Source organism: Halobacteriovorax sp. CON-3, from assembly GCF_043196995.1.
Classification (GTDB): Bacteria; Bdellovibrionota; Bacteriovoracia; order Bacteriovoracales; family Bacteriovoracaceae; genus Halobacteriovorax_A.
Map to the genome: position 1 here is coordinate 378,342 of NZ_JBEBNA010000001.1, position 23,826 is coordinate 402,167.

Annotated in this window: 21 protein-coding genes; 11 read left to right on the top strand and 10 right to left on the bottom strand. The window is 36.0% G+C overall.

Annotation, left to right across the window (positions count from 1 at the left end; all coding sequences use genetic code 11):
• Positions 1 to 40: 40 nt before the first annotated feature.
• Both ABMA72_RS01735 and ABMA72_RS01740 read left to right on the top strand, forming a co-directional pair.
• Positions 41 to 673, top strand: coding sequence for a hemolysin III family protein (locus tag ABMA72_RS01735; protein ID WP_392860742.1), 633 nt, complete (start codon positions 41 to 43; stop codon positions 671 to 673).
• Positions 674 to 775: 102 nt separating this feature from the next.
• Positions 776 to 1,210: a DNA starvation/stationary phase protection protein gene (locus ABMA72_RS01740; protein WP_392860744.1), complete on the top strand. Its 435-nt coding sequence runs from the start codon at positions 776 to 778 to the stop codon at positions 1,208 to 1,210.
• 7 nt (positions 1,211 to 1,217) lie between these two features.
• Here the strand turns inward: ABMA72_RS01740 and ABMA72_RS01745 are convergent, their stop codons facing one another.
• Positions 1,218 to 1,823, bottom strand: coding sequence for a tRNA-uridine aminocarboxypropyltransferase (locus ABMA72_RS01745; protein ID WP_392860745.1), 606 nt, complete (start codon positions 1,821 to 1,823; stop codon positions 1,218 to 1,220).
• Between the two features lie 60 nt (positions 1,824 to 1,883).
• Here ABMA72_RS01745 and ABMA72_RS01750 point away from each other — a divergent pair, with 60 nt between their 5' ends.
• The gene (locus ABMA72_RS01750; protein ID WP_393055731.1) at positions 1,884 to 3,644 is read left to right on the top strand and encodes an acyl-CoA dehydrogenase family protein; all 1,761 of its coding nucleotides are present in this window, start codon (positions 1,884 to 1,886) and stop codon (positions 3,642 to 3,644) included.
• Positions 3,645 to 3,672: 28 nt separating this feature from the next.
• Here the strand turns inward: ABMA72_RS01750 and ABMA72_RS01755 are convergent, their stop codons facing one another.
• The gene (locus ABMA72_RS01755; protein WP_393055734.1) at positions 3,673 to 4,386 is read right to left on the bottom strand and encodes a hypothetical protein; all 714 of its coding nucleotides are present in this window, start codon (positions 4,384 to 4,386) and stop codon (positions 3,673 to 3,675) included.
• Positions 4,387 to 4,463: 77 nt separating this feature from the next.
• Between ABMA72_RS01755 and mnmD the strand changes: the two genes are divergently transcribed.
• Complete coding sequence (gene mnmD, locus ABMA72_RS01760) at positions 4,464 to 5,216, top strand: tRNA (5-methylaminomethyl-2-thiouridine)(34)-methyltransferase MnmD (RefSeq protein ID WP_393055737.1); 753 nt, start codon at positions 4,464 to 4,466, stop codon at positions 5,214 to 5,216.
• Entirely contained in the window at positions 5,206 to 6,150 is a 945-nt protein-coding gene (locus ABMA72_RS01765; protein ID WP_393055739.1) for an NAD(P)H-dependent flavin oxidoreductase, read from the top strand. The genes mnmD and ABMA72_RS01765 overlap by 11 nt, the downstream gene beginning before the upstream one ends.
• Here the strand turns inward: ABMA72_RS01765 and ABMA72_RS01770 are convergent, their stop codons facing one another.
• Positions 6,151 to 6,885: a hypothetical protein gene (locus ABMA72_RS01770; RefSeq protein ID WP_392860752.1), complete on the bottom strand. Its 735-nt coding sequence runs from the start codon at positions 6,883 to 6,885 to the stop codon at positions 6,151 to 6,153.
• Positions 6,886 to 6,921: 36 nt separating this feature from the next.
• Positions 6,922 to 9,117, bottom strand: coding sequence for a hypothetical protein (locus ABMA72_RS01775; protein ID WP_392860753.1), 2,196 nt, complete (start codon positions 9,115 to 9,117; stop codon positions 6,922 to 6,924).
• Positions 9,118 to 9,412: 295 nt separating this feature from the next.
• Here ABMA72_RS01775 and ABMA72_RS01780 point away from each other — a divergent pair, with 295 nt between their 5' ends.
• The gene (locus tag ABMA72_RS01780; RefSeq protein ID WP_392860755.1) at positions 9,413 to 9,976 is read left to right on the top strand and encodes an HNH endonuclease; all 564 of its coding nucleotides are present in this window, start codon (positions 9,413 to 9,415) and stop codon (positions 9,974 to 9,976) included.
• A 72-nt stretch (positions 9,977 to 10,048) separates the two neighbouring features.
• Here ABMA72_RS01780 and ABMA72_RS01785 read toward each other — a convergent pair whose 3' ends face one another.
• The 4 genes from ABMA72_RS01785 to ABMA72_RS01800 all read right to left on the bottom strand — a co-directional run bounded on the left by ABMA72_RS01785 (position 10,049) and on the right by ABMA72_RS01800 (position 15,424).
• Positions 10,049 to 12,130, bottom strand: a complete 2,082-nt coding sequence (locus ABMA72_RS01785) for a hypothetical protein (RefSeq protein ID WP_393055742.1) — start codon at positions 12,128 to 12,130, stop codon at positions 10,049 to 10,051.
• 153 nt (positions 12,131 to 12,283) lie between these two features.
• A complete protein-coding gene (locus ABMA72_RS01790; RefSeq protein WP_393055745.1) occupies positions 12,284 to 12,748 on the bottom strand; it encodes a hypothetical protein in 465 nt (154 codons plus the stop codon).
• Positions 12,749 to 12,885: 137 nt separating this feature from the next.
• Positions 12,886 to 13,866, bottom strand: coding sequence for a helix-turn-helix transcriptional regulator (locus ABMA72_RS01795; protein ID WP_393055747.1), 981 nt, complete (start codon positions 13,864 to 13,866; stop codon positions 12,886 to 12,888).
• Positions 13,867 to 13,882: 16 nt separating this feature from the next.
• Complete coding sequence (locus ABMA72_RS01800) at positions 13,883 to 15,424, bottom strand: FMN-binding glutamate synthase family protein (RefSeq protein ID WP_392860760.1); 1,542 nt, start codon at positions 15,422 to 15,424, stop codon at positions 13,883 to 13,885.
• 150 nt (positions 15,425 to 15,574) lie between these two features.
• Here ABMA72_RS01800 and ABMA72_RS01805 point away from each other — a divergent pair, with 150 nt between their 5' ends.
• The 5 genes from ABMA72_RS01805 (at position 15,575) to ABMA72_RS01825 (ending at position 22,020) form a co-directional block, all read left to right on the top strand.
• Positions 15,575 to 16,438, top strand: coding sequence for an acyl-CoA desaturase (locus ABMA72_RS01805; protein WP_393055750.1), 864 nt, complete (start codon positions 15,575 to 15,577; stop codon positions 16,436 to 16,438).
• A gap of 90 nt (positions 16,439 to 16,528) precedes the next feature.
• The gene (locus ABMA72_RS01810) at positions 16,529 to 17,485 is read left to right on the top strand and encodes a tyrosine-type recombinase/integrase (protein WP_393055753.1); all 957 of its coding nucleotides are present in this window, start codon (positions 16,529 to 16,531) and stop codon (positions 17,483 to 17,485) included.
• Between the two features lie 439 nt (positions 17,486 to 17,924).
• Positions 17,925 to 18,896 (top strand): ribonucleotide-diphosphate reductase subunit beta, encoded by a 972-nt coding sequence (locus ABMA72_RS01815; protein WP_392860765.1) that lies wholly within the window; start codon positions 17,925 to 17,927, stop codon positions 18,894 to 18,896.
• Between the two features lie 3 nt (positions 18,897 to 18,899).
• Positions 18,900 to 21,269, top strand: a complete 2,370-nt coding sequence (locus ABMA72_RS01820; protein WP_392860766.1) for a ribonucleoside-diphosphate reductase subunit alpha — start codon at positions 18,900 to 18,902, stop codon at positions 21,267 to 21,269.
• Between the two features lie 100 nt (positions 21,270 to 21,369).
• Positions 21,370 to 22,020, top strand: a complete 651-nt coding sequence (locus ABMA72_RS01825; protein ID WP_393055756.1) for a hypothetical protein — start codon at positions 21,370 to 21,372, stop codon at positions 22,018 to 22,020.
• Between the two features lie 26 nt (positions 22,021 to 22,046).
• On the opposite strand, the gene ABMA72_RS01830 is transcribed toward ABMA72_RS01825, so the two are convergent.
• Positions 22,047 to 22,367: a hypothetical protein gene (locus ABMA72_RS01830; protein ID WP_392860770.1), complete on the bottom strand. Its 321-nt coding sequence runs from the start codon at positions 22,365 to 22,367 to the stop codon at positions 22,047 to 22,049.
• A complete protein-coding gene (locus tag ABMA72_RS01835) occupies positions 22,364 to 23,809 on the bottom strand; it encodes a DUF4105 domain-containing protein (protein WP_393055759.1) in 1,446 nt (481 codons plus the stop codon). Before ABMA72_RS01835 ends, ABMA72_RS01830 begins: the two co-directional genes overlap by 4 nt.
• Between the last annotated feature and the right edge of the window lie 17 nt (positions 23,810 to 23,826).

Below are 23,826 nucleotides of genomic sequence, written 5' to 3' on the forward strand. Positions count from 1 at the left end.
CGTATCTATATAATTTCTTAACTTCTGATATAATTTCAGTATGCACGAACGTAATGGCGAACTCTATTCCAAATTCGAAGAAATCATCAACTCAACGACTCACAGTCTCGGAATTATTCTAGGAGTTGTTGGAACAATAATGATGATTATGAAGGCCAAAACAGGCCTGCACACATTCGCCTACACCGTATTTGGACTCTCCATTACATTTCTCTACACAATGTCCACTCTCTATCACGGGACGGCCCACAAAAAACTTAAGAATATCTTTCGTAAGATGGATCATATAGGAATTTACCTTTTAATCGCTGGCTCATATACACCATTTCTCATGCTGGCCATTAAGGGTGAAACTGGCATGTGGATGATGATCAATATTTGGGCCTTGGCCTTTATTGGTATTCTGATCAAAGTCTTTGCCTTTAATCGCTCAGAAGTCCTTACTGTTGTCCTATGTCTCATCATGGGTTGGATGGTTATTGCCATCAGAACTGAAATGATTGCAAGTCTTAGCTTTGACTGTCTTAAGTGGATTGTCATCGGAGGGGCATGCTATATGAGCGGAGTTCTATTTTACTTACGTGAAAGTCTCTACTTAGGGCATGCTATCTGGCATGTTTGCGTTCTACTAGGAACGACATCTCACTTTTATGCAGTGTATGCATATGTCTAATTTGTCTTAATCTTCAATAGATTTTTACTATGAGCTGACATACATTCTTTATTGGATTCGTATAATTATTATTGTTATACTTTAGAAAATAAAGGAGACCGTATGAATACAATTAATCAATTAAAACTAATTCAAGCAGATGCCCAAGTATACTTCATGAAGTTACACAATATTCACTGGAATGTTACAGGGATGATGTTTCAACCGATTCACCTATTAACTGAAACTTTATATAATGAGTTTGCGATCGTTTTTGATGATCTTGCAGAAAGACAATTACAACTTCATCAGAAGCCAGTTCTAACGATGGCAAGTGCACTTGAAATTAGTCGCATTAAAGAGACTAACGAGTCATCTTTTACAAGCACTCAAGCACTTGAGCTTATCTTAAAAGATAACCAGTACTTCTTAGAAGCCTTCAAAGAGTTATCTGCTACAGCTAGTGATGAGAACGATGCAACAACAGTTGCTTATGCTGACGAGAAAGTTGCTTGGCTAGAAAAAGAAAATTGGCAATTAAGAGCAATGCTAGAATAAAAATATATTAAAGCCGAAAGTCTCCCTTTCGGCTTTTCTTTATACGCTCAACAATGACCTTGAAGATGTCAATCATATGATGCTTCACAGGTTCTCCATCAAGTACTGCCAATGCGTGGGCAATGGCCTCATAAGTACAAAGAAAATTTTCTCCAGGTGACTTTCTTAGCTCGTAAATACTATGGCCAACATCGATTAAGTGATACTTTGGCATTTTCGCCAAGACCTCTTCACGCTTATGGAATTTCTTTGCCTTCGACCAAGAACCATCCGGCACAACTAAGCAAGGCGTTTTATCAGACGAGCGATATTCATTTATAGGCAATGAGTCTTCAGTTGGGAAAAGATAGATATAATCAAATGTTTCAAAGTCAAAAGAATCAACATCAAAAGGCGCTTCAAGGTTACCACGTTCCATAATTTCACAATTCTTAAGTACTTTTGTTGCGAAATAGGCCGTATTACTCGTTAGCCAACGCTCGGTGAAGTGCATCGGTATAATCACTTTAGTTTGGTTAGCGAACGGTTTTAAAACGTCGCAAAAGCACCAATGAGTATTGATGCGACAATTTGGACAACGGGAATCTCTTGTATCTCGACGTGACTTTGACATAGGTTTGATTTATCATAATTAGTGCATTTATTCGATTTTAAAATAAAGGAAAGGTAAAAAATGAATTATTTTAGTGATGAAAGTGAATGGAAGTGGATGCTTAGAAACGCGATTGATTGGAAAACGATCATTCCAATGTACTATCCAAACTTCCCTACTGAAGATGGCTTTAATAATGAAGAAGAAATCCTAGGCTTTATGGAAGAGCTTCTAACTCAAACAGGGAGTTGGGCGGCCGACGCAGTTTATGGAAGAGCTGAAGCTATTGATCAAAATGGCGCCGGTGAAGTAAAAGATGGACGAACGATTCCAGGGCCAGAGCTTAGTGCTTTTTACAAAGAAGCAACAGAGCTAGGAGCATTTGGTGTAAGTCTTCCTACTGACTTTGGTGGAATGGGACTACCTGCGGTGGCACTTATGGTTTTACTAGAGCAACTATCTCGTGCCTGTAACTCACAATGTACACAACTGGCCTTCTTTAGTTCGATTGCAGACATGGTTCATCGTTTTTGTGATCATGAAACAGCACAAAGAATTGTTCCAAAGATTATATCAGGGGAACTTTCAGGTTCAATGAATTTAACAGAGCCAGGTTGTGGTTCTGATCTTGGAATGATTAAAACTTCAGCAACACCTGTTGGAGATGGAACATACAAACTTAATGGATCAAAAATCTTCATCACAAACGGTGGTGGCGGTGTTGGATTTGTTCTAGCACGTATAAAAGGGGCCCCTGAAGGTCTTCCTGGACTTTCACTTTTCCTTTGTGAACAAGATGAAGAAGGTATTGAAGGGCCAAACTTTATCGTTGCAAAGAACGAACATAAAATGGGAATGCACGGCTCTTTTACTTGCGAAGTTGTTTATGAAAACTCAATTGCTCGCCTAATTGGCGAAGAAGGCCAAGGATTCAAGTACATGCTTCACCTAATGAATGAGGCACGTATTGCTGTAGGAATGCAGGCCCTAGGTGGAATCGAAGGCTGTATTGGTTATGCAAGAAAGTATGCCGATGAGCGAATGCAATTTGATAAGCCAATTTCAGAGCTTCCACTGATGAAGAGAAATCTTGAAGACTTTGAAACAGAAAGAGATGCCCTAAGAGCACTTCTTGTTGATACAATTTCTTCGTATGATATTTTTCAAAAATTAGACCTTAAAAAGAAAATGACTGGTGAACTTTCTAGTGAAGAAGAAGCACAATTTAAGAACGCTTCTATCTGGACAAGAAAGCGTACACCACTTGTAAAATACTATTCTTGTGAAGCTTATACATACCTATCAACTAAGGCCATTCAAGTTCTTGGTGGATATGGATTTATGGAAGAGTATCCAATGAGCCGCTATCACCGCGATTCATTTGGGCCATTACTATACGAAGGAACAAGTCAGATCCAGGCCCTTATGGCACTAAAGGATATGATTAAGTATATCGCTAAAAATCCTGACAAGTACTTTAAAAACCTCTTTATTAAGCACCCTGCATTCAATTGGGTAAGTGCAGAGAGCAAAGAACAAAAAGAGCTAACTTCAACTCAGTACACTTTTAAGAAAAGTCTAGTGAAGTTAATTATTAAATGTCTTAAGCCTGACAGTCTTTCTGATCTTGCTAATCCAAAGGCATGGATGAATGAAGAAAATGTTGATAAGCTTATGATTCATGCAGAAACAATCTGCCAAGGATTATCATATCTTGAAACCTTACGTGTTCTTGCAAATCATGCATCAATCGATAAGGAACGCTATGATTTATTCTCACGTTACCTAAGGCTTGTCATGCCAAGACTTACTGCAATTTATAATGACTGGGATATAAGATAATTTAAAGGGCCTCTAACAAGGCCCTTTTTTATTTTAAAGAATATTCTTCAATATTTTGATAATCGTATTTCACATTGCCATTTGAGCATTGTGTTTCGTATTCAATCTTTTCAATCATCGCGTTTCTAGTCGCAGATGAGTTTGCTTCGACTGTATAGGTTTTCTTTTGTGACAAAATCGTTTCGTTAGTAGTATTTTTAGTAACGACGCTTCTAACAATTGTATTTGAATTTGGGAATGCATAGACAACTCCGAGGCCAAGAAAATTTGAGTAAACTTGGTTAGGGTCACCATTATTAAAGAATGCCTGACAAAATTGTTGCATGATACCGTTTTCATCTGTGTTCACAGATTCTTCAAGAAGCTTTCCAGGAATATCATATTGAGATAATGTCGTAACCGATAAGGTAATTTGATTATTAAATACAGAATCAACAGTTGCTCTGGCCGACATCACATCGGGATTTCCATTACAAGAACCGAAACGAACGTCAAACTTAATCGAGCTTATATCATCAGTACTTGCTAAATTCATTCTCATGGCCCTTAAACGAGAACAGGCCGAACGAGCATTAGAGAGAGAAAGTTCATCAAGAGATGGCTGAACTTCAATAATACTTCCAACACGAGCACTTGAAATAGGTGCAGGACCACCACCGTATTCACCACATGAAGACATCACAAGTGAACCGGTGATGGCCATAAAAATATGAAAGAATTTTGATTTTAAAACCGTATTCATCAATATTCTTCTCGGATACACTTAAGTAAACTTAAATTTCCATGGCCGTGAAATAGCTCAAATGTTAAATTTTACCTATGAAATTCAAAACAAAATTAGGCGAATACCAAGCTGTAGAAACCGCAGATGGCCATCTTACACTACACAGTGGCCTCTACGATGAGAATTGTCATTCAACGGCCGGAGCTTACAAGGAAACTCTCCATAACTACGTATACGGCTGTGAAACAATAGACCGAGCAAATAGCTCACCTATAATCATCCTAGAGATTGGACTTGGGGTAGGCCTAGGAATTCTGGCAACATTCAATGAGACAAAAAACTGTCAACATAAAATCAAATTCATCTCAACAGAGATCGACCCAGAATTAGTTCAATGGGTTTGTAAGCAAAACAAATTCTCTAATAATCAAGTCGACAACGATAAAATTTCATTCGATTTAAGTGATAAATTTGAAGTTGAAATACTCATTGGTGATGCCAGAGAAACTATAAAGAAACTTATCCTAGAAGATATTAAGATCGACTGTATTTATCAAGACGCGTTTTCGCCTACTAAAAATCCTTCTTTATGGACTAAAGAATGGTTCAGGAATCTGCGTAGTATATGTGATAATAATTCAGTAATGACAACATATAGTGCTTCAGTCAAAATTAGAAAGGCCATGTTAGAAGCAGGCTTTCACGTTACCAATATGAAAGGTTTTGCTAATAAGAGAACGGCCACTCGTGCTTACACTAACGGCCAGTACAAAGATGAGAAATTAGAGGCCGAACTTTCGCGCTCTAAGACTCCCCCTTTTTCAGATAAGGATTTAAATGAACTTTAATACTTTTAACACACAAGAAAATATAATTTGTAAGCTCTTTAATATTAAGTACCCTATCATTCAAGGTGGGATGGTTTGGGTTTCTGGTTCAAAACTAGCAGCTGCAGTAAGCAATGCTGGAGGCCTAGGCCTTATAGGGGCCGGTTCAATGAAGCCGGATCTTTTAAGGGAGCATTTAAGAAAAGCTAAATCACTTTTAGATGATGGTAAGCATATAGGAGTTAATGTTCCTCTTCTGTATCGTCTTGCTGAAGAACAAATCCAAACTTGCCTTGATGAAGGAATAAAAATCTTTTTTACTTCAGCAGGCTCACCTAAGAAATATACAAAGTTTTTAAAAGACCAAGGATGCACAGTTGTCCATGTTACCTCAAGTCCTGCCCTTGCCAAGAAATGTGAAGACGCAGGTGTTGATGCCATAGTCGCAGAAGGTTTTGAGGCCGGAGGCCATAATGGTCGAGATGAAATCACAACAATGTGCCTTATCCCACAAGTTTGCGATACAGTTAAGATCCCAGTCATTGCAGCAGGTGGAATCTTTGATGAGCGCACAATTGCCGCAGGCCTATGCCTTGGAGCAAGCGGTGTCCAACTTGGAACACGCTTTCTAATGACCAAAGAAAGTAGCGCCCACCAAAATTATAAAGAAATGATCTTAAAAGCTGGGCCAGGAGATACTCGCCTTCAAATGAAGCCCTATGTTCCAGTGAGACTTTTAAAAAATAAATTTGCCATGGAATCACTTAAACTCGAACTCGAATGTGCACCAGTTGAAAAGCTAGTAGAACATTTAGGAAAAGGACGCGCCAAGCTTGGTATGCTTGATGGTGATATAGACGAAGGCGAATTAGAAGTAGGCCAGGCCTCGGGTGCCATTCATGATCTGCCAAGTGTGGACGAGGTTATGTTAAAACTATCATCGGTTTTTAATTAATTACCAACCTTTATAATCTTGAAATTGGCCCGCCCTATAACGACGATCTAATTCTTTATAGAAGATTTTCATATATTGAAAATCTTCTACTTCTATACGAGCATCCATAAGCTCTGAGTAAGTTAATTGCGTAAAACGCTTTGCCTTGGTTAGATCATTATCGAAGTATTCACGATACAACTCGAATTGGTATGGGAATAAGTCAACTCCTTTAAAACCAGAGCAATATTTAAAATATGCAGTAAATTTAAAACGATCATACTGAGGACTTTTAAACTTATCTCTAAGACTAGAAAAGAAATTATTATAATAATTTCTTCTTTGTGGAGTATTAAAGTAGAGCGCATACAACTTTCGTTTTAAATAATAATCATCAAACTTAAGATTATCATAAATACAAAACCTTAAATTATTATAGAGCTGAATTTCACGCTCAACCTGAGTATGATACATATTCTCTAATTCAAATATTCTTTCAAAGTTTCTCAAATACAAAGAAGCTATCTTCCTCTCCTCCTCATTATCATTCTTTAAATTTGCCATTACATAATCAAACACATCGTCTCTAATCCCATCACCATTTTTATCAACTCCTCTAAGCGTATCACTTAGATCCTGATTTAATAGTACATGTATAGGTGGAGTTGATCTCATTTTCTCAATGATCCCATAGAGTAATAAACCTATCGCATTGGCCTGAGTAGTAAAGATGAAACAAACCAAAATCTTTAACATTAATATATTATTTATTTTTTTCATTTATGAAATCCGTTATTGTACCATATTCATGTTATATCCACGATCCTTATCAGAATAAAATATTGCAGTTACAAAAGTTTTAGTCCACGACTCAGATGTAGGGTATTGCAAATTAAACATCCTATACCTAGGATATACTCTAACAACAATATCTTCGATACCATCATTATTGATATCACCATAGGAACTAACGAATACTCTTCTGTCACATACAACATAGTCATCACTTAAAGAAGATTTTTCACATTCGTAGGAAATATAATCTCGTTCCTTACTCCCATGTTTTTTTGTATAGATTACTGCCTTATTTGACTCATTAAGTTTGATACCAATCTCTGAATTATCTTTATTATAAAGTGTAATCTTCTTCTTATCTTTTAGAACATACTCTTTTTCATACTCACCAACATTAAGCTGAGTAAGATTATACAGAGTTTGAATTTCTGAAACTTTAAGAAGATATGCACATGAATCTGTGGAAATATTATTTACGAGTGATTTATAGGAAATTATATCCGTGTCCACAACATAATCCCCTTTTGGCCCAACAGATGCAATGAATAAATCAATAGGTTTTAAACGATCATCAAGACATGCCAAATCAAACGGTTTTTTTAAAACATTTTCATTATTTATATGACGAAAACTATATTTCTTATATCTTAGAGATACTATATCCAATTCCTCTTTATTAAGACTAAACCTGACATTGTCATTTCTTAGAATCTTTCTATTTTTTATAAAAGCAGATAACTTAACATAAGCATCGCTAACACTTTTCTCATAGACGCGGGATTGTTCTATTATCTTGCCAAGTGTTACATCTTGATTCCGATTATATTTAAATTCTTTATTGAATCTTTTCTTATATTCATCTTCCAGATTCAAAAATTCTTTATAAATAAAGTTCGAAAATTCATAATATTTTTCGAAGCGAACAAAATCACCACAAGACTTTAAAAATTGAGAAATCAAAATAGGTAATTCTTCATCTTCAATTTTTCTTTGCTGAATTCTTTGAGAAGGAATCATTCCACTAGAAAGAGCGAAGAATGCATTATATAAGCGATTCTCCCATGCGTATTCAATAGCTGTAACCCCACTTGCTAGTTTCGTTAATGAATTAATACCAAAATTATTATAATCCTTAATATTTGGATTCCTTAAAGCGGCTTTGATAATCTTATCATTAAGATCTGTGTCTTTAATTTTAGCAATAAATGGAGCAAGCTCATAAAGATTTTCACCAATATCCTTGCGATTAGAAAACTCCAGGATATAAAGAAGAGGTATAACTTCTTCTCCATTAGAGTTTTCAAATCTCTCTACAAATGAATATCCTGATTTATATAAATCGCTAATGCTATTTTTATCTAAGGAAAAGCTAGTCTTGTAATTATTCGTAACAAGCATTAGAGACTCATTAACAGTAAAACCAGCTTTAGCAAGTACTTTAGTTTTATCAAATAACTTCTGATCTTCTTTGATCATGGTAAAGATATTATTGTATTTATTTTTTCTTTTGTATGGTTCTATACTCATCAAATCAGTCATGTATGACTTTCTTGCCTTATCGCTAAATTTATATTTCGATAAAATTGGAAAAAAGTAGTCATCATACATTGATGCCTTTAATAAGGTATCATTCCCAACAACTTTCGTTATTTCATCGACATTTCCATTATAAAAATAACTTAAACGTAACGCCAAAAACTTTAAAAAGTCTGAGTTGTAATGATTAAATAATATTTTTAAACTTTCGAAATTATGACTACGAACCGCTTCTAAAACATATGCAAAAGAAGAAGAATAGTGATTTACATCTTGCTTTCTTCTATAGCTTACGTAATTACTTTTGTAAGTTATAAGACGTGAATACAACGCAAAAAAATATTCATCTGAAGGTATTTTTATATTTGTAAAAGTCACTTCGCCAACCTTCAACTCAGGCTTGTCTATTACAAGTTTATCAAATATTTTCTTATTTGTTTCCAACCTTTCTTTTAATAACTTTTGACTTTCTTTGTTTCTGACAAGCTTCAAAACATCCTTATCTTCGCAAAGAAAAAATTCATCGGCATATAAACCGTATGTCACCTTACATGTATATACTATTTTTTCCTTTTTTATATAAATAGATTTGTATGCAAAAACTGAATAACTACACAATAAGAAGACAACAAAGTATTTCATAATATTTTTTTTCAATTAGAACTTCCCAATTATTAATTAATTTATCTATTTATCGACAAATAAAACCTATTCATTAAACATATATTACTGTTTAAAGATCATTAATTGTGGCGCCGCTCTGATCCCGAGCTATTTAGACAGTTACTTTGTGTCACCTGTTCATTCTTTTTTTTAGATAATAACCATCTAATATTGTTATGTTTTTTGGCACGCCCCTTGCTTTTATATAGCTAAGGAGGTGAAGAAGTCCTTAAATAAGGCACACACAACACACGCACATTACACAGACATTTTGACGGAGGAAAACGCAATGAATGCAATCGCGATGAATGGATTATCGTTTGGTTTCTATCGTGAATTGGCCATGACACTAGTATGGTATATTGGCTCACTCTCGTTGATGTTATCGCTATTTGTTTTTGTTATCAGACCAAAATTTGGTCTAGCGCAGGCCGAGCAAGCAGAGTTTAGAACGCAGATGGAGATTGCAAAATTTATTCACACAAGAAAATCCCAAGTGGCATTTGGGAATGAAAAAAATTGGAAGTACTTACGTAAGCAAGTCTTTCGTATCCAAGGCACAAAGTGTCTTAAGTGTGGAATCGAACACGACAATATGCATATTGATCATATTAAACCTAAATCGATTCACCCACACTTAGAGTTTATGATCGACAACCTTCAGGTTCTTTGTCCAACTTGCAACAGAGAAAAGTCGAATAAAGATGAAGCCGACTATCGCAAGGGACATCATTTAATGGCATTAGTAAATACCATTAAAGAAAATAAGTTATTAAGAGAAAGGTATACTTATGACTTTGATAAACTAACGAACCTTACAAAAGAAAAAATGCAATTTGAATTAGCAGCATAATCAAATGAAAGAAGGGAGCCAATAAAATAAAGGTGCTCCCTTTTTAACAATCGATAGGTGTCACTTTATACACTAACAAGCTGGCCAACCTATATACATAAATTTATAGGCATCATTTTCTTGGGAAAGATAAAATTCTAAAGTACCATAAGTTAGACTTGACTTAGCACCATCTTTTACAACAATATCAATGAGACTATCGCCATTAAGATCTCCGATAAATACAATATTAGGATGACTGCAATAATACTTTCTATCAAAGTCGCTGGTAGCACAATCAAATTTAGCAAACTTTAGAATATTACCTTGCTGATCACTTACATAATAATTTTTAAAGTCCGTCAGCATACTATATTTATCATTAATTTTTTGAATAGTAACAAGACCAGTTTTTAACAACTCTTTATATTCTCTATCGGATCGTGGAAGAATGCTGTTCCAATTCACATTTAAATCGTATTTTACAAAAGGTAACTTGAAATCTTTTTTTCCAGTAGCATCTAAGGTTGCACTACACTCATATGATTCAGGTCGCCTCTCACCACTTACTTTACCATAAAATATTTCATCAAACCTTGTGACATCTTCACCCCAACGAGTTAAATCACGTTCACTAGTTTTTATAGAATGAATATCAAAAACACCAGATAATTTAAAATCACTATCAATACAAGCATACTTAATTGTATCTTTTTGCTCTACATTCTTTTCAATTGAAACATATATGTTTTTATGAATATTAATTTCTTCGTGAGATTTTATAATGATATCTTTAACTTTAGGGTAAGTAACTTTATAAAATGGTAATTTAACAACATTATTATTATCAAACTTAAACAAAGCTGAGTTATCAATATAAGACTTTAACTTTTTTGAGAACATAGTTAAAGATTCAATTAATTCGTTTGCCTCTTTTACTAAGAATTTATCCTGCTTAGAGTTTTTAACGATATCCAACAAAGTAAGATAAAAAACAATCTCTGTATGCACAGAAGAGATGTTTTTAATAGTATTTAAATCAACATTATCATTATACATATACTTGATGCTACTTTTAATTTTATAAATGGCCTTTCTAACTTGATTAAGATCGATTATTGCTGGTATTGATGTGACTACATAATCTCCTTCCGTTATTGAAATAACATCTGAATACTTTCCCTTTTGCCAAAGATAATCGACCAATAGTAATCTTTTATTATTTATTATTAGAGTTTTAAGATTTACATCTTTAGGAAGAAAGTGCTTTCTCAAATCATCAAAAGAAACTCCTTCCTGTAAAAGTCGCTCAACTAAAGTAGATCCTTTACTATTCACTTCTAATAAAGCTTTATTATAATCAATATCAGGAATCTCTTTAATTAAGAATGGATTTTCATTTAATATAAATTCAAGTAGAGAATCTCCATCAACTGAGATTTTAAAATTCAGATTTATATTTTTACTTTTTAACAAAGTGTTCAAATCATCAGAAATACTTTTTAAGGAACAATTACAATTGAAATTTCTTAAAAGGAATAGAACCCTTTCACTGTTACCAAATATTTTTATATAAAACATTAAATCATTAATATAAGAGTCAAGAATACTCGAATTATCAAAAATAATATTTCCATTTACATCATATATGCGTTTAACTGCCCCGTATTTGATATTAAGTAAAATATTTAGTTGCTCAACACTAAAAGACTCATGCTTGTTACTTTTATTCTCATACTCATAATTGCCTATAAAAAAATTATGTGTAAACTTACTGTATCTATCTCCACTTGCCTTTAAGTATTCAAACACTTCTTTGTTATTAAAATAATGAGCTAACGCAATAGAGAACTGGTCCAATATAAAATCATTTTTTACTGATAATATTTTGATAATTTTATCATTATCATTCTGTGCAAAGAGATTAAGAAAGTATAAATTAAATACTTCAACAGGAAGAGTTTCGAATCTAGACTTCAAATGAAATTCGAAATCGATATTAGAAAAACAAGATTGTTCTGGTTGTACATATCCCGCATAAATAGATCCATCTATACTATTGCAACTATTTAGGTCTTTTAACCTTGTCTCTTTATCAAAAACTAATATATTTCTAGCGAACGTATTAACAGCAGAAAGAAAGAAAGCAATGAGAATAATTTTAATTTTTAGCATAACCATATTATCGGCTAGTTACACTTTTTTATAAACATCTAATATTTACGCCTAATTTAAGAGATTTAACCTAGCTTTCTATACATAAACTAAATATAGAAAAATAAAAAAAGGGAACCAAAAAAATGAAGTGCTCCCTTTTTAACTATGAAATTATAGATATTCTAGTTTTGTGACTTTAAATAAGAATACATCACTATCTGTTTCAACAATTGTTTCATTCGATTCAACAGCTGGTTTTGATGATCCGTAAACAACCTCAAGAACTCCTGCATTCTCAATGTTATAATCAAGACTAAGATTCGAAAATAATTGTCCAACAATTCCTTTTGAATGATCCAAGAAGTAATGAGTGAAAGCACTCGATTTAGTGTAATCATAGCCAAGGCCATTGCTTACATTCTTCAATAAGAATTTCTTCTCGTCAGAAATACAGTTAAAAACATTGATTGCATTACGCCACTCGAGAACTTGCGTTACTTCACATTCGGCCATGACAACAACTTCATTAGTCATAATATTTGTCATTTCAAAGTTAAGTTGAAATCTCGCAGTTGAATTTGCATAAGAACAAAGACTGATTGTTACAAATGCAAGTACCATTAATAAGTTTTTCATATGAATCTCCCTAATTATTCTTTAGGGATACGGTATAAAGATTGGTATGATAAGAATATATTCAAAGCAGCAATTTTTTAAGAAACTCTCCCCGAATTTGTAACAAGATTCACAAAATTAGACACAAGCAAGAATTCTTACTCATTAATATCATCACTACCAGGATTAAAGAGGTTAAAATTTAGCACAAGTGTAACAACATCGTTATCTTTGTCCTTAACTTCAGTAACGATCTTTTTAAAATCCTCAAAGAATCTTAAGTATAGAGCTATGATCTCTTGTCTAGCATTTTGACTCGTATTAAAAACCATTGATCCATAGGCATCAAGGCCAGACTTGTGTTCAAGGTTTGCAATTGCTTTATTTAACCAAAATCGACGCACATCAGTCATCTGCTTTGCGCTTCCTCGATCACTTAGCTTAATTTTTCCGGCCTGATAAATCCCGTTAACTTTCTCAATTAGATTATTCTTCTCACAAATTTCAATGATCTCATTTACTTCCTTTATACTAAGGCCCGTGGCCTTTGCGACAAAGGAGTCTTGATGAAAGCTTAGCTTTTTATAGCCTGGTAGATCCAAACAAACTAGTACATGGCCAATATTTGGATTCTCAAAATAGTGCTTCGTGATCGCAAGGCGCATTTGATTATACTGATCCAATACTTCAATAGAGCGATTTGATGAAAATTCAAAAACAAGGGCCATGGACTCCATCTCATCAAGGCCAAAAATAATTTGTAAAAAGTCATTTAAACACAGCGCCGTTTCACCACTTTTTAAACGCCTTAATTTAGATGCTGAGATTTGACACGAATTAGAGATATCACTTAGGGACTTATGACTAAAGATATGTTCTAGAAGCTTATCTGTTTTTGTCACATCATCATTAAAGCGTAAATAAGACATAAGAATCGCTTCGACATCGATATTAAAAATCGAGCAAAACTTTAAAAAGTCTTCCCATGATGCCTTAGAATGCCCCTTCTCCCAACGATGAATGATATTAGAGCTCGCCCCTAATTTCTGATTCACCCATTCTTGGCTTTTCTCACCTCGAATGGAGCGAATTAACTGTTGTGAAAGATCATCGTAATTTATCTTTTGTGCTAAACTCATCTTCTAATACCCCAAACTATCCCGCTTTATATGATGGATAAATATCCTCATACGAGTGAACACCGTGATTACTATCGCGCTTAAAAATATCTTTGCGCTTTAGATCTTTTACATTTTCATAGCCTGCTGCTGCAACAATCTCACGCACGGCCTCAACTGTAGCGTGATGAAAATTTGCCACACGCTTTCCTTTTTGATCAACATTAAGCCCTTTAACAAGGTCTGGATTTTGTGTCGTGATACCAACAGGACACTTATTTGAATTACAAGTTAACGCCTGGATACAGCCTATGGCAAGCATCATGGAACGTGCCCCATAACAAGCATCTGCTCCTAATGCCACGGCCTTAACGATATCAAATGCAGTAAAGAGTTTTCCTGCAGCGATAACCTTAATTTCATCTTTTAGGCCATGCTCCTCTAAAATATTAACAACAGTCGTTAGCCCTTCAATTAAAGGTGTTCCAATTGAGTCTGAAAATTCTAAAGGAGCGGCACCGGTACCACCCTCGGCACCATCAACTGCAATATAGTCAGGATAGTTATCAAGGTCTTTAAAAGTTTCAACCATTTCAATAAATTCATCTTTTCGGCCAAAGCATAATTTGATGCCCACGGGCTTGCCTCCACTTAACTCTCTTAGGCGCTGAATAAAGGCAACCATCTCTGTCGTGTCTCGAAATTCTTTATGAGATGGTGGAGAATCAACTTCTGTTCCTTGCTTTACACCACGAATACGTGCAATTTCAGCGGTATTCTTTCTGGCAGGAAGTATTCCACCGTGTCCTGGCTTTGCGCCTTGTGAAAGTTTAAGCTCAATCATCTTCACTTGATCATGGCCGGCCTTTACTTTAAACGTTCTTTCACAGAAGCGTCCCTCAGGTGTTCGCGCCCCAAAGTAGCCTGTCCCAATTTGCCAAATGAGATCACCACCACCTTTCATATGATAATCACTAATTCCACCTTCACCTGTGTTGTGAGCGAAGTTATTTAACTTTGCACCTAAATTCAGGGCCTCAACGGCACGGGAACTTAGAGCACCAAAGCTCATGGCCGAGATATTAAAAATTGAAAGATTATACTTATGCTCACAATGCTTACTTCCCACAAGAACTCTTAAGTCTTTTTGGACCTCGTGAAATTCCTTCGGGTACATTGAGTGATTAATCCACTCATAACCTGTTTCATAAACATCTTTTTGAGTACCAAAGGGCTTTGTACTAAGAGCAAGCTTCGCTCTTTGATAGATAACATTTCTCGTTGTTCGAGGAATAGGTGTTCCATCTTCATCTGATTCGATAAAATATTGATAGATCTTAGGACGCAGATCTTCCATCACATAACGAAAGCGCCCAACCACAGGGTAATTACTTTTTAGCGTATGCTCACTTTGCATAAGATCATAAAAACCTAGTAAATAGATTGGCCCAAGCACCAAGTATTGATAGTAGAAGAATTCATTAAAGAAAACTCCAGCAAATATTGTGGCAGCATTGGAAATAAAGAAAAACCACCAAAATAACTTACGTGGGCTAACCCCGCGACCAAGATAGGCCATACTCACCTCATTCGTAATAAACAAATTAAATTACAATTTGTCAGTTTTATACCTTTTATGACTTACTTATCGTCAAGATTTACATTTGTTTTACAATGAAATTGCTCGTGAATTGTTAAGATTAGTTAAACACAAACACGAGAGACACCTATGTGCACAAAGACTTATTCATTAAAAAACTTAAATAAAACAAACACACTCTTTCTTCTAATCACACCACTAATTGCCATCGTAGGAACAATTGCATGGCTAAAAGTAGATGGTTTTGATTGGAGAATCCTGGCCTTGTCCCTCATCTTCTATATTGCGACAGGACTTGGGATTACGGCCGGCTACCACCGCCTATTTGCCCACAGATCGTATCAAGCAAGTTGGCCAGTAAGGCTTCTTCTGCTTATTTTTGGGGCCGCAGCTGTTCAAAACTCAGCATTAAAATGGTGTAACGACCACAGAGTTCACCATGGAAAGGTTGATACTGAACTAGATCCATACAATATTAATGAGGGCTTCTTCTATGCTCACATGGGATGGATCCTTCTTCTTGAAGATCAAAATGAGTACAAATATTCTAAAGACCTCTTAAAAGACCCAATGGTTATGTTCCAGCATAAGTTCTATCTTGGCTTTGTTGCGCTGTTTAGCTTTGCACTGCCTGCCCTTATTGGATACCTTTGGGCCGGATCATGGCTAGGTGGTTTATTTGTTGCTGGTGTTGCAAGAATTGTATTCGTCCACCACTGTACATTCTTTATCAATTCACTTTGCCATGTTGTTGGAACACGTCCTTATGACAAAGGACAAACAGCACGTGATAGCTGGGTGATGGCCTTATTCACATATGGAGAGGGTTATCATAATTTTCACCATACATTTCAAACAGACTACCGAAATGGAATCAAGTGGTATCACTTTGATCCAACAAAATGGTTAATTCGTTCTTTAAACTTCGTAGGCCTAACGTGGAATCTTAAGAGGACACGTCCTGAGTTAATTCAAGCAAGAATTCAGGCATAAACGAAGCTTATATACCTGTTAAAGGCACATTCACTTGTGCCTTTTTTTCCCCTAACTTACCCCAGATAAAAACCTTGCTAAAATTGATCTATGTTCGATTTAAAGCAAGAAGATATTGGCCACGACTTTATTCTCGATGAAGAGTTTTTTGAAAACTTCACTTCATCTCATACAAGAAAATCTTATCTAAATGATATTAACCAATTTCTGTGCTGGATTAGTGACTATTATAAACTCACTTCATTTGGCTCTATCGAGCGCATTCATGTCATCAAATATAGAAATTATCTTTCAGAGTTTGGTGGCCACAATCAAAATCCTTCGACGCCAAAAACTATTAATCGCAAGCTTGCAAGCTTAAGTGCATTCTTCAAATACCTTGTTGAAAAGAACCTTCTAAAGGCCAATCCTGTTGCCAGTGTTAGAAGGCCACGAAGCGAAGTGAAGTCCCCTACAAATGCTTTAAATAAGCAGCAAGTACTAGAGCTGCTTTACCACATGGGACAGAATGAAAAGAGTAAATACCTACACCTGGCCCTCTTTACGACGTTTTTTACGACAGGTCTTAGAAAGAGCGAAATCTTAAATTTAAGATTTAAAGACTATCAGGAGCAAGGTAATAATAAGATTCTTCAATATCGTGCCAAGGGTGGCAAGCTTGGAAAGAAGGTCTTAAACCCTATCGCAATCAAGGCACTCGACGAGTATATTCAATGGATGAATGAGTGCGAAAGAGAGACAGGAGAAAATGATTGGCTCTTTCAGCCAACGAGAAATCCAAGTGATCCAACAAATTTAAATAAACCAATAAACCCTCGAACAATTAACGAATTACTAGACAAGTATGCCCAGAAAGCGGGTATTGGTTTTAAGGTTACTCCTCACTCAGCAAGGGCCACATTTATTGGTGAGTTACTCGAAATCGGTGTTGATATTTACACCATAGCCATTGAAGTGGGACACGCTTCAGTAAAGACGACAGGCGAATACGATAAGAGAAGAAATAAAATTAAAGAGTCACCTACCTTAAAATTAAACTGGGAATAGGCCTAAATCTCGCCAACGCAGCTCATCGTTCGTATATTTTATCAAGATATAGTAGTGTCAAAAAAATTACGGCCACAACATATGGTATAAGCACGTCGCATCAAACTCTCCTGTTAGCACTAAAAATTAGATGACAGAATTTTTAAGACAGCATTTTTTTTCTAAAAATAAAACTTGAAAAAGTGCCCAAACCCCTTGTCTAATGGGTCTACAAAGACACACTAACCTAATCAAGTATAAAAATTAGCGGCCCTCCAAAAAAAAGAAAAATCTATGGAGTCTTGTGTATTGAAATAAAAAGTTACGGGTCATACACTGAATAAGAACAACACAACACAATCTTATTAAAAAACATTTAAGAGATTTAATATTTTTTTAACTAAATTAAGTTGCATGTATTTAGCACACACACGCTATTGCAAAAGTTAAGGAGGAACTTGTGACTTCACCAATTCTAGCACAAAATGACGATAGATTCGTCCTTTTCCCAATCGAATACAATTCAATTTGGGAAATGTACAAAAGACACATGGCAGTTTTCTGGACTGCTGAAGAAATCGACTTGGCCCAAGATATTACTGACTGGGAAAAGTTAAATGACAATGAGAGACACTTCATTACTCACGTTCTTGCATTCTTTGCAGCAAGTGATGGGATTGTTAATGAAAACCTAGCAGTACGTTTCTACAATGACGTACAAAACCCAGAAGCTAGATGTTTCTACGGATTCCAAATTGCAATGGAAAATATCCACTCAGAAACTTACTCTCTACTAATTGATACATATGTAAAAGACGCTAAAGAAAAAGATCGTCTTTTCCACGCAGTAGATCACTTTGAGCCAGTTAAGAAAAAAGCTGACTGGGCAATGAAGTGGCTTTACTCGAAAAATACATTCGCTGAAAGACTTGTTGCATTTGCTGCCATCGAAGGAATCTTCTTCTCTGGTTCATTCTGTGCAATCTTCTGGCTTAAGAAAAGAGGCCTAATGCCAGGTCTATGTACTTCTAACGAATTCATTTCTCGTGACGAAGGTCTACACTGTGAATTTGCGGTTCTTCTTCACTCACTTCTTGATAAAGAAGAGCAATGTAGCAAAGAAAAGATCAAAGAGATCCTTACTGAAGCAGTTGAGATTGAAAAAGAATTCATCACTGATGCAATTCCAGTTTCTTTAATTGGTATGAATGCTGATCTTATGAAGCAATATATTGAATTTGTTGCTGACTTCTGGATGCAACAATTTGGTCTTGAAGCACACTACGGTTCAGTAAATCCATTTGATTGGATGGAGCTTATTTCTCTAGAAGGTAAAACAAACTTCTTCGAGAAAAGAGTTTCTGAATACCAAAGACCAGGAATCCTTTCTGAGAAATCAGAAAATACGTTCACACTAGACGCGGAGTTTTAAGAAATGTACGTACAGACAAGAAGCGGCGAGAGAGAGCCAATTAAATTCGATAAAATTACAGATAGAATCAACACACTTGCTTTCGGACTAGAAGGTAATGTTGATCCAACACTTATTACTCAAAAAGTAATTGAAGGTATCTACGACGGTATCACAACAACTGAACTAGATGGCCTTGCAGCTGAGACAGCAGCATACCTTGCTACAAAGCACCCAGACTATAATGTTCTAGCGGGACGTATTGCAGTTTCTAACCTTCACAAAGAAACAAGAGGTTGTTTCTCTGAAAACGTTAAGGAAATGTACCACTACGTAAACGCTGCAACTGGTGAGCACGCGCCACTTGTTTCAAAAGAATTATATGAAACAGTAATGGCAAATGCTGAGCTACTAGATAAGACAATCGTTGATAAGCGTGACTTCAACTACGACTACTTTGGATTTAAAACTCTAGAGAAGTCTTACCTTCTGAGAATGGATGGTAAAATTGTTGAAAGACCGGGACAAATGCTTCTTAGAGTTTCAGTTGGTATCCATATGAATGACATGGAAGCAGCGGTAGAAACATATAACCTAATGAGCCAGAAGTTCTTTACACACGCAACTCCGACTCTATTTAATTCGGGAACAACTAAGCCACAGCTTTCTTCTTGTTTCCTACTAACAATGAAAGATGATTCAATTGATGGAATCTACGATACTCTTAAGCAAACTGCTCTTATTTCTCAGTCTGCTGGTGGGATCGGTCTATCAATCCACAATATCCGCGCAAAAGGTTCATTCATTAAGGGAACAAATGGTACGTCGAACGGAATCGTTCCAATGCTAAAAGTTTTCAATGATACTGCTCGCTACGTTGATCAAGGTGGTGGAAAGCGTAAAGGTTCATTTGCAATCTATCTTGAGCCATGGCACGCAGACATCTTCGAATTCCTAGAAATGAAGAAGAATACTGGTAAAGATGAGCAAAGAGCGCGTGACCTTTTCTACGCACTTTGGACACCAGACTTATTCATGAAGCGTGTTGAAGAAGATGGACAGTGGTCACTATTTTGCCCACACGAGTGCCCAGGCCTAGCTGAATGCTATGGTGCTGAATTCGAAGCTCTTTACACTCGCTACGAAGCAGAAGGTAAAGCAAAGAAAACAATTCGTGCCCAAGACCTTTGGTTTGCAGTACTTGAATCACAAACTGAAACTGGTTCTCCGTACATGCTTTACAAAGATGCAGCTAACGAAAAATCAAACCAAAAGAACCTAGGTACAATCAAGTCTTCAAACCTTTGTACTGAAATTCTTGAATATACTGCACCTGATGAAGTTGCAGTTTGTAACCTTGCTTCTGTTGCTCTTAACAAATTCGTTAAGACTGACAAGGAAGGAAATGTAACATACGACCACAAGCACCTTTACGAAGTTGTTTACCGTATGACGAAGAACCTAAACAGAATCATCGACATCAACTACTACCCTGTTGTTGAAGCGAAGAATTCTAATATGAGACACCGTCCAATTGGTCTTGGTGTACAAGGTCTTCAGGATACTTTCTTCATGATGAGAATGCCATTTGAGTCTGAACAAGCGCTTCAGCTAAACAATGACATCTTTGAAACAATCTACTTTGCAGCAGTTACTGCTTCAAAAGATGATGCAATCATCGATGGGCCATACTCAACTTATGAAGGTTCACCAATGTCACAAGGACAATTCCAATTTGACATGTGGGGACACTCAGCTCACTCAGGACGTTGGGACTGGGATGCACTAAAAGCAGAAGTAGCTAAGCATGGTGTAAGAAACTCACTACTAGTTGCTCCAATGCCAACGGCATCAACTTCTCAAATCCTAGGTAATAACGAGTGTTTTGAGCCAATCACTTCAAATATCTATGTAAGACGTGTTCTTTCTGGTGAATTTGCAGTTGTTAATAAATTCTTAGTACGTGACCTAATTGATCGCGGACTTTGGGATGATACTTTAAGAAATGAAATCATTGCTAATAATGGTTCAATTCAAACAATTGAAAGAATCCCTGAGGATTTAAAAGCTCTATACAAAACAGTATGGGAAGTTAAGCAAAAAGCAGTTATTGATATGTCTGCTGGACGTGGGCCTTATATTGACCAAGGTCAGTCACTTAATATCCACCTAGAAAACCCTAACTTCGGGAAACTTTCTTCAATGCACTTCTATGCTTGGAAGAAAGGGCTTAAGACAGGAATGTACTACCTACGTTCACGTGCTGCAGTTAACGCTGTTCAGTTCACAGTAAAGAACGAAGGAAAGAAAACTCCTGAGCAGCTTGAGCAAGAAGCGGCAGCAATGGTTTGTTCAATCGACAATCCAGAAGATTGCCAAATGTGTGGAAGCTAGAAGTTACATAAAAATTAAATTTGATCCAACTCCGGTTGAATCGAAGTGCTAGAAAGAGGGGCCAAGGGATTTGGCCCCTCACTACATTTAGAGTATCACAATGAAAATTGAAACAAATCAAAAACAAGATAACGCCAAGTTTTGGCAAGAAGGTTGGGATAAAGGATTCACTGGATTTCATCAAAGTGAATACAACCAGGCCATGATTGATTACTTCGAAGATATCGATCTAAAAGACAAAACAGTTCTAATTCCTCTATGTGGTAAGTCCCTTGACATGATCTATCTTGCAGGCCAGGGCGCAAAAGTTATTGGCGTTGAAGTCGTTAAAGATCCAGTGGAGCAGTTCTTTCAAGAGAATAAAGTTGATTTTGACTTAGGTGATAATGTTTATACATCAAAAGATGGCAAGATCGAAATCCATAACAAAGACTTTTTTAAGATCGAAGACTTAGGAAGAATTGACTATCTTTACGACCGTGCTTCAAACGTCGCCCTTCCAATGTGCATGAGAGAAGAGAAGTATTACCCTACAATTAAGAGATTAGTCCAAGAAGAAACAAAGACTCTACTGATTACAATGGATCATGATGGCTCACGTGACTTTGGCCCTCCTTATGCCATTAATAAGGAAGAAACAAAAGAGCACTACCCATCACTTAAGTTGATTAGTGAAGTAAGTTCTAAAGCAATGGAGAGATTCCAAGAAGAAGGGATTAAGAAAGTTAGACGCTATATTTGGGCCAACTAAGAAGCTGGCCCAAAGTATAAATCGAATTAGTAATCGTAGCTAGCAAGAAGCTTTAGGCAATCAGTCTCTGGAGATTCAAATTCAGCTCCATCTGACTCAATACATTCCTCTAGTCTTCCTTTAAGTTCAATCGACATTTCTTGACGCTCTTCTTCAGTCACAACACCGTCGGCAATGATCTGACCAGCTTCTTCAAACTCATCTGTTGTAAAAGCATCAGTGATGGCCTCAGTAGTCGTCACAAATGGTGAGATTGTTAGAATCGTTGATAACTCTCTTTCAGACATTCCTTCAGAATGTGCATTAAGACTAAGAATTGTTAAAACAATAAGTGCAATATTTTTCATAAACTCTCCTTTTCCAAACGATTTCGTTTATTGATTTCTTTGATTAAGTCTTTTGTTGATTTGATATTCATAGCAATTGAGTTAATACGCTCAATTTCTAAAGAAAAATTTTGGCGATAAAAACTATCAATACGATTTAAAATACGACTCTCAATAGGAGCTTTTCCCTCCCTAATAAGAGAATTATTCGTCCTGTACCAACCTTTGTACTCAGTTGCTAGGTTGCTAAATTCTTTTGCAATTGATGCATCCTTATTCTTTGCAGCAATATTTAAAAGATTCATATTCTCTTTTGAAAAGGCCATAGACTCTAAGAAAACAAATGCATGCAACACAGCTGTATCTTCACGATTTTTTCGTGATGCCTTATGGTGATACAGATTGGCCATCGCTGATCTCTTGTCTGGATCTATCTGAAGGTAATCTTCAAAGCTTTCGACAGAAAGCTGTCTTAAATTTTCTTGAACTCTATTTGATTTCTCTTTCAAGACTCGGTTTTCTTTTTCATTGATAAGCCCAGCATCAAGAAGTTCTTTTAGGAGTCCCTTAGGTGTTGAGATCTTGTCACGTAAATCCTTATGGCCAAGAGCTGCCCTTAGAATTTTATAGGACTCAGTTGCACAATTTGCTGAAAAGAATTTATAGCGTCCCATATCTTTTGTCTCATATAAAGAGAGGGCGTGAGAAATAAACTTCCTTCTTTCTATCCCATCAATTTTTAAGTCATACTGATAAAGGTCTCTAAATTCTTCATAATTATATTTTTGTTTCACTTGTGACAAAGACATGAAATCAATCTTTGCAGCGTATCCGCCAAAGATTCCCTTAAAGAAGCCAGGCGATAAATCGTCAACATCTGCGGCCACACCTAGAACAAACTCAACTTGTTGTCTTAGCGGACAATTCTCTTTATCAACCTTACAAGCAGCGACATAGAACATGCTGTGGCCAAAGCGGCTCATGGCACTACTTCCATTAGAGGCCATTAAATACGAAAGCTTCGTAATACGATTCGTATAAAAACTTATTTCCACAAGGCCTGTTTGATTAAAAATAAATGTCGAGAAATGATTGTCACATTTACTTGGCGCAGGCCTCATACCTGTAACGTCTGCCATAAATTCATAAACAGCAAAACGCTCACACTTGAAATTTCCATCAAGATAGAAACTTTTTAAAACGGAAGTAAATTCCATAGCAGGTGATTTAAAATCTGATTCGAGATTAAGAGACTTATAGATGACTTGCCTCTTTCTGACATCGCCGTAGCGAATCGTTCGAATACTTCTCTTCCAATTAGTCAGAGAAAGAAATTGATCCCTATGGGCCTTACTTAATTGACGAAACTCAAGAGCACCTGCTTTATTACTAGCAAGAGCAGAACTTATAAATAAGCTCATCAAGAGTGTTGTGAATAGCTTGGCACATAAACGTAATTTCATATTTTATAAAATTACGC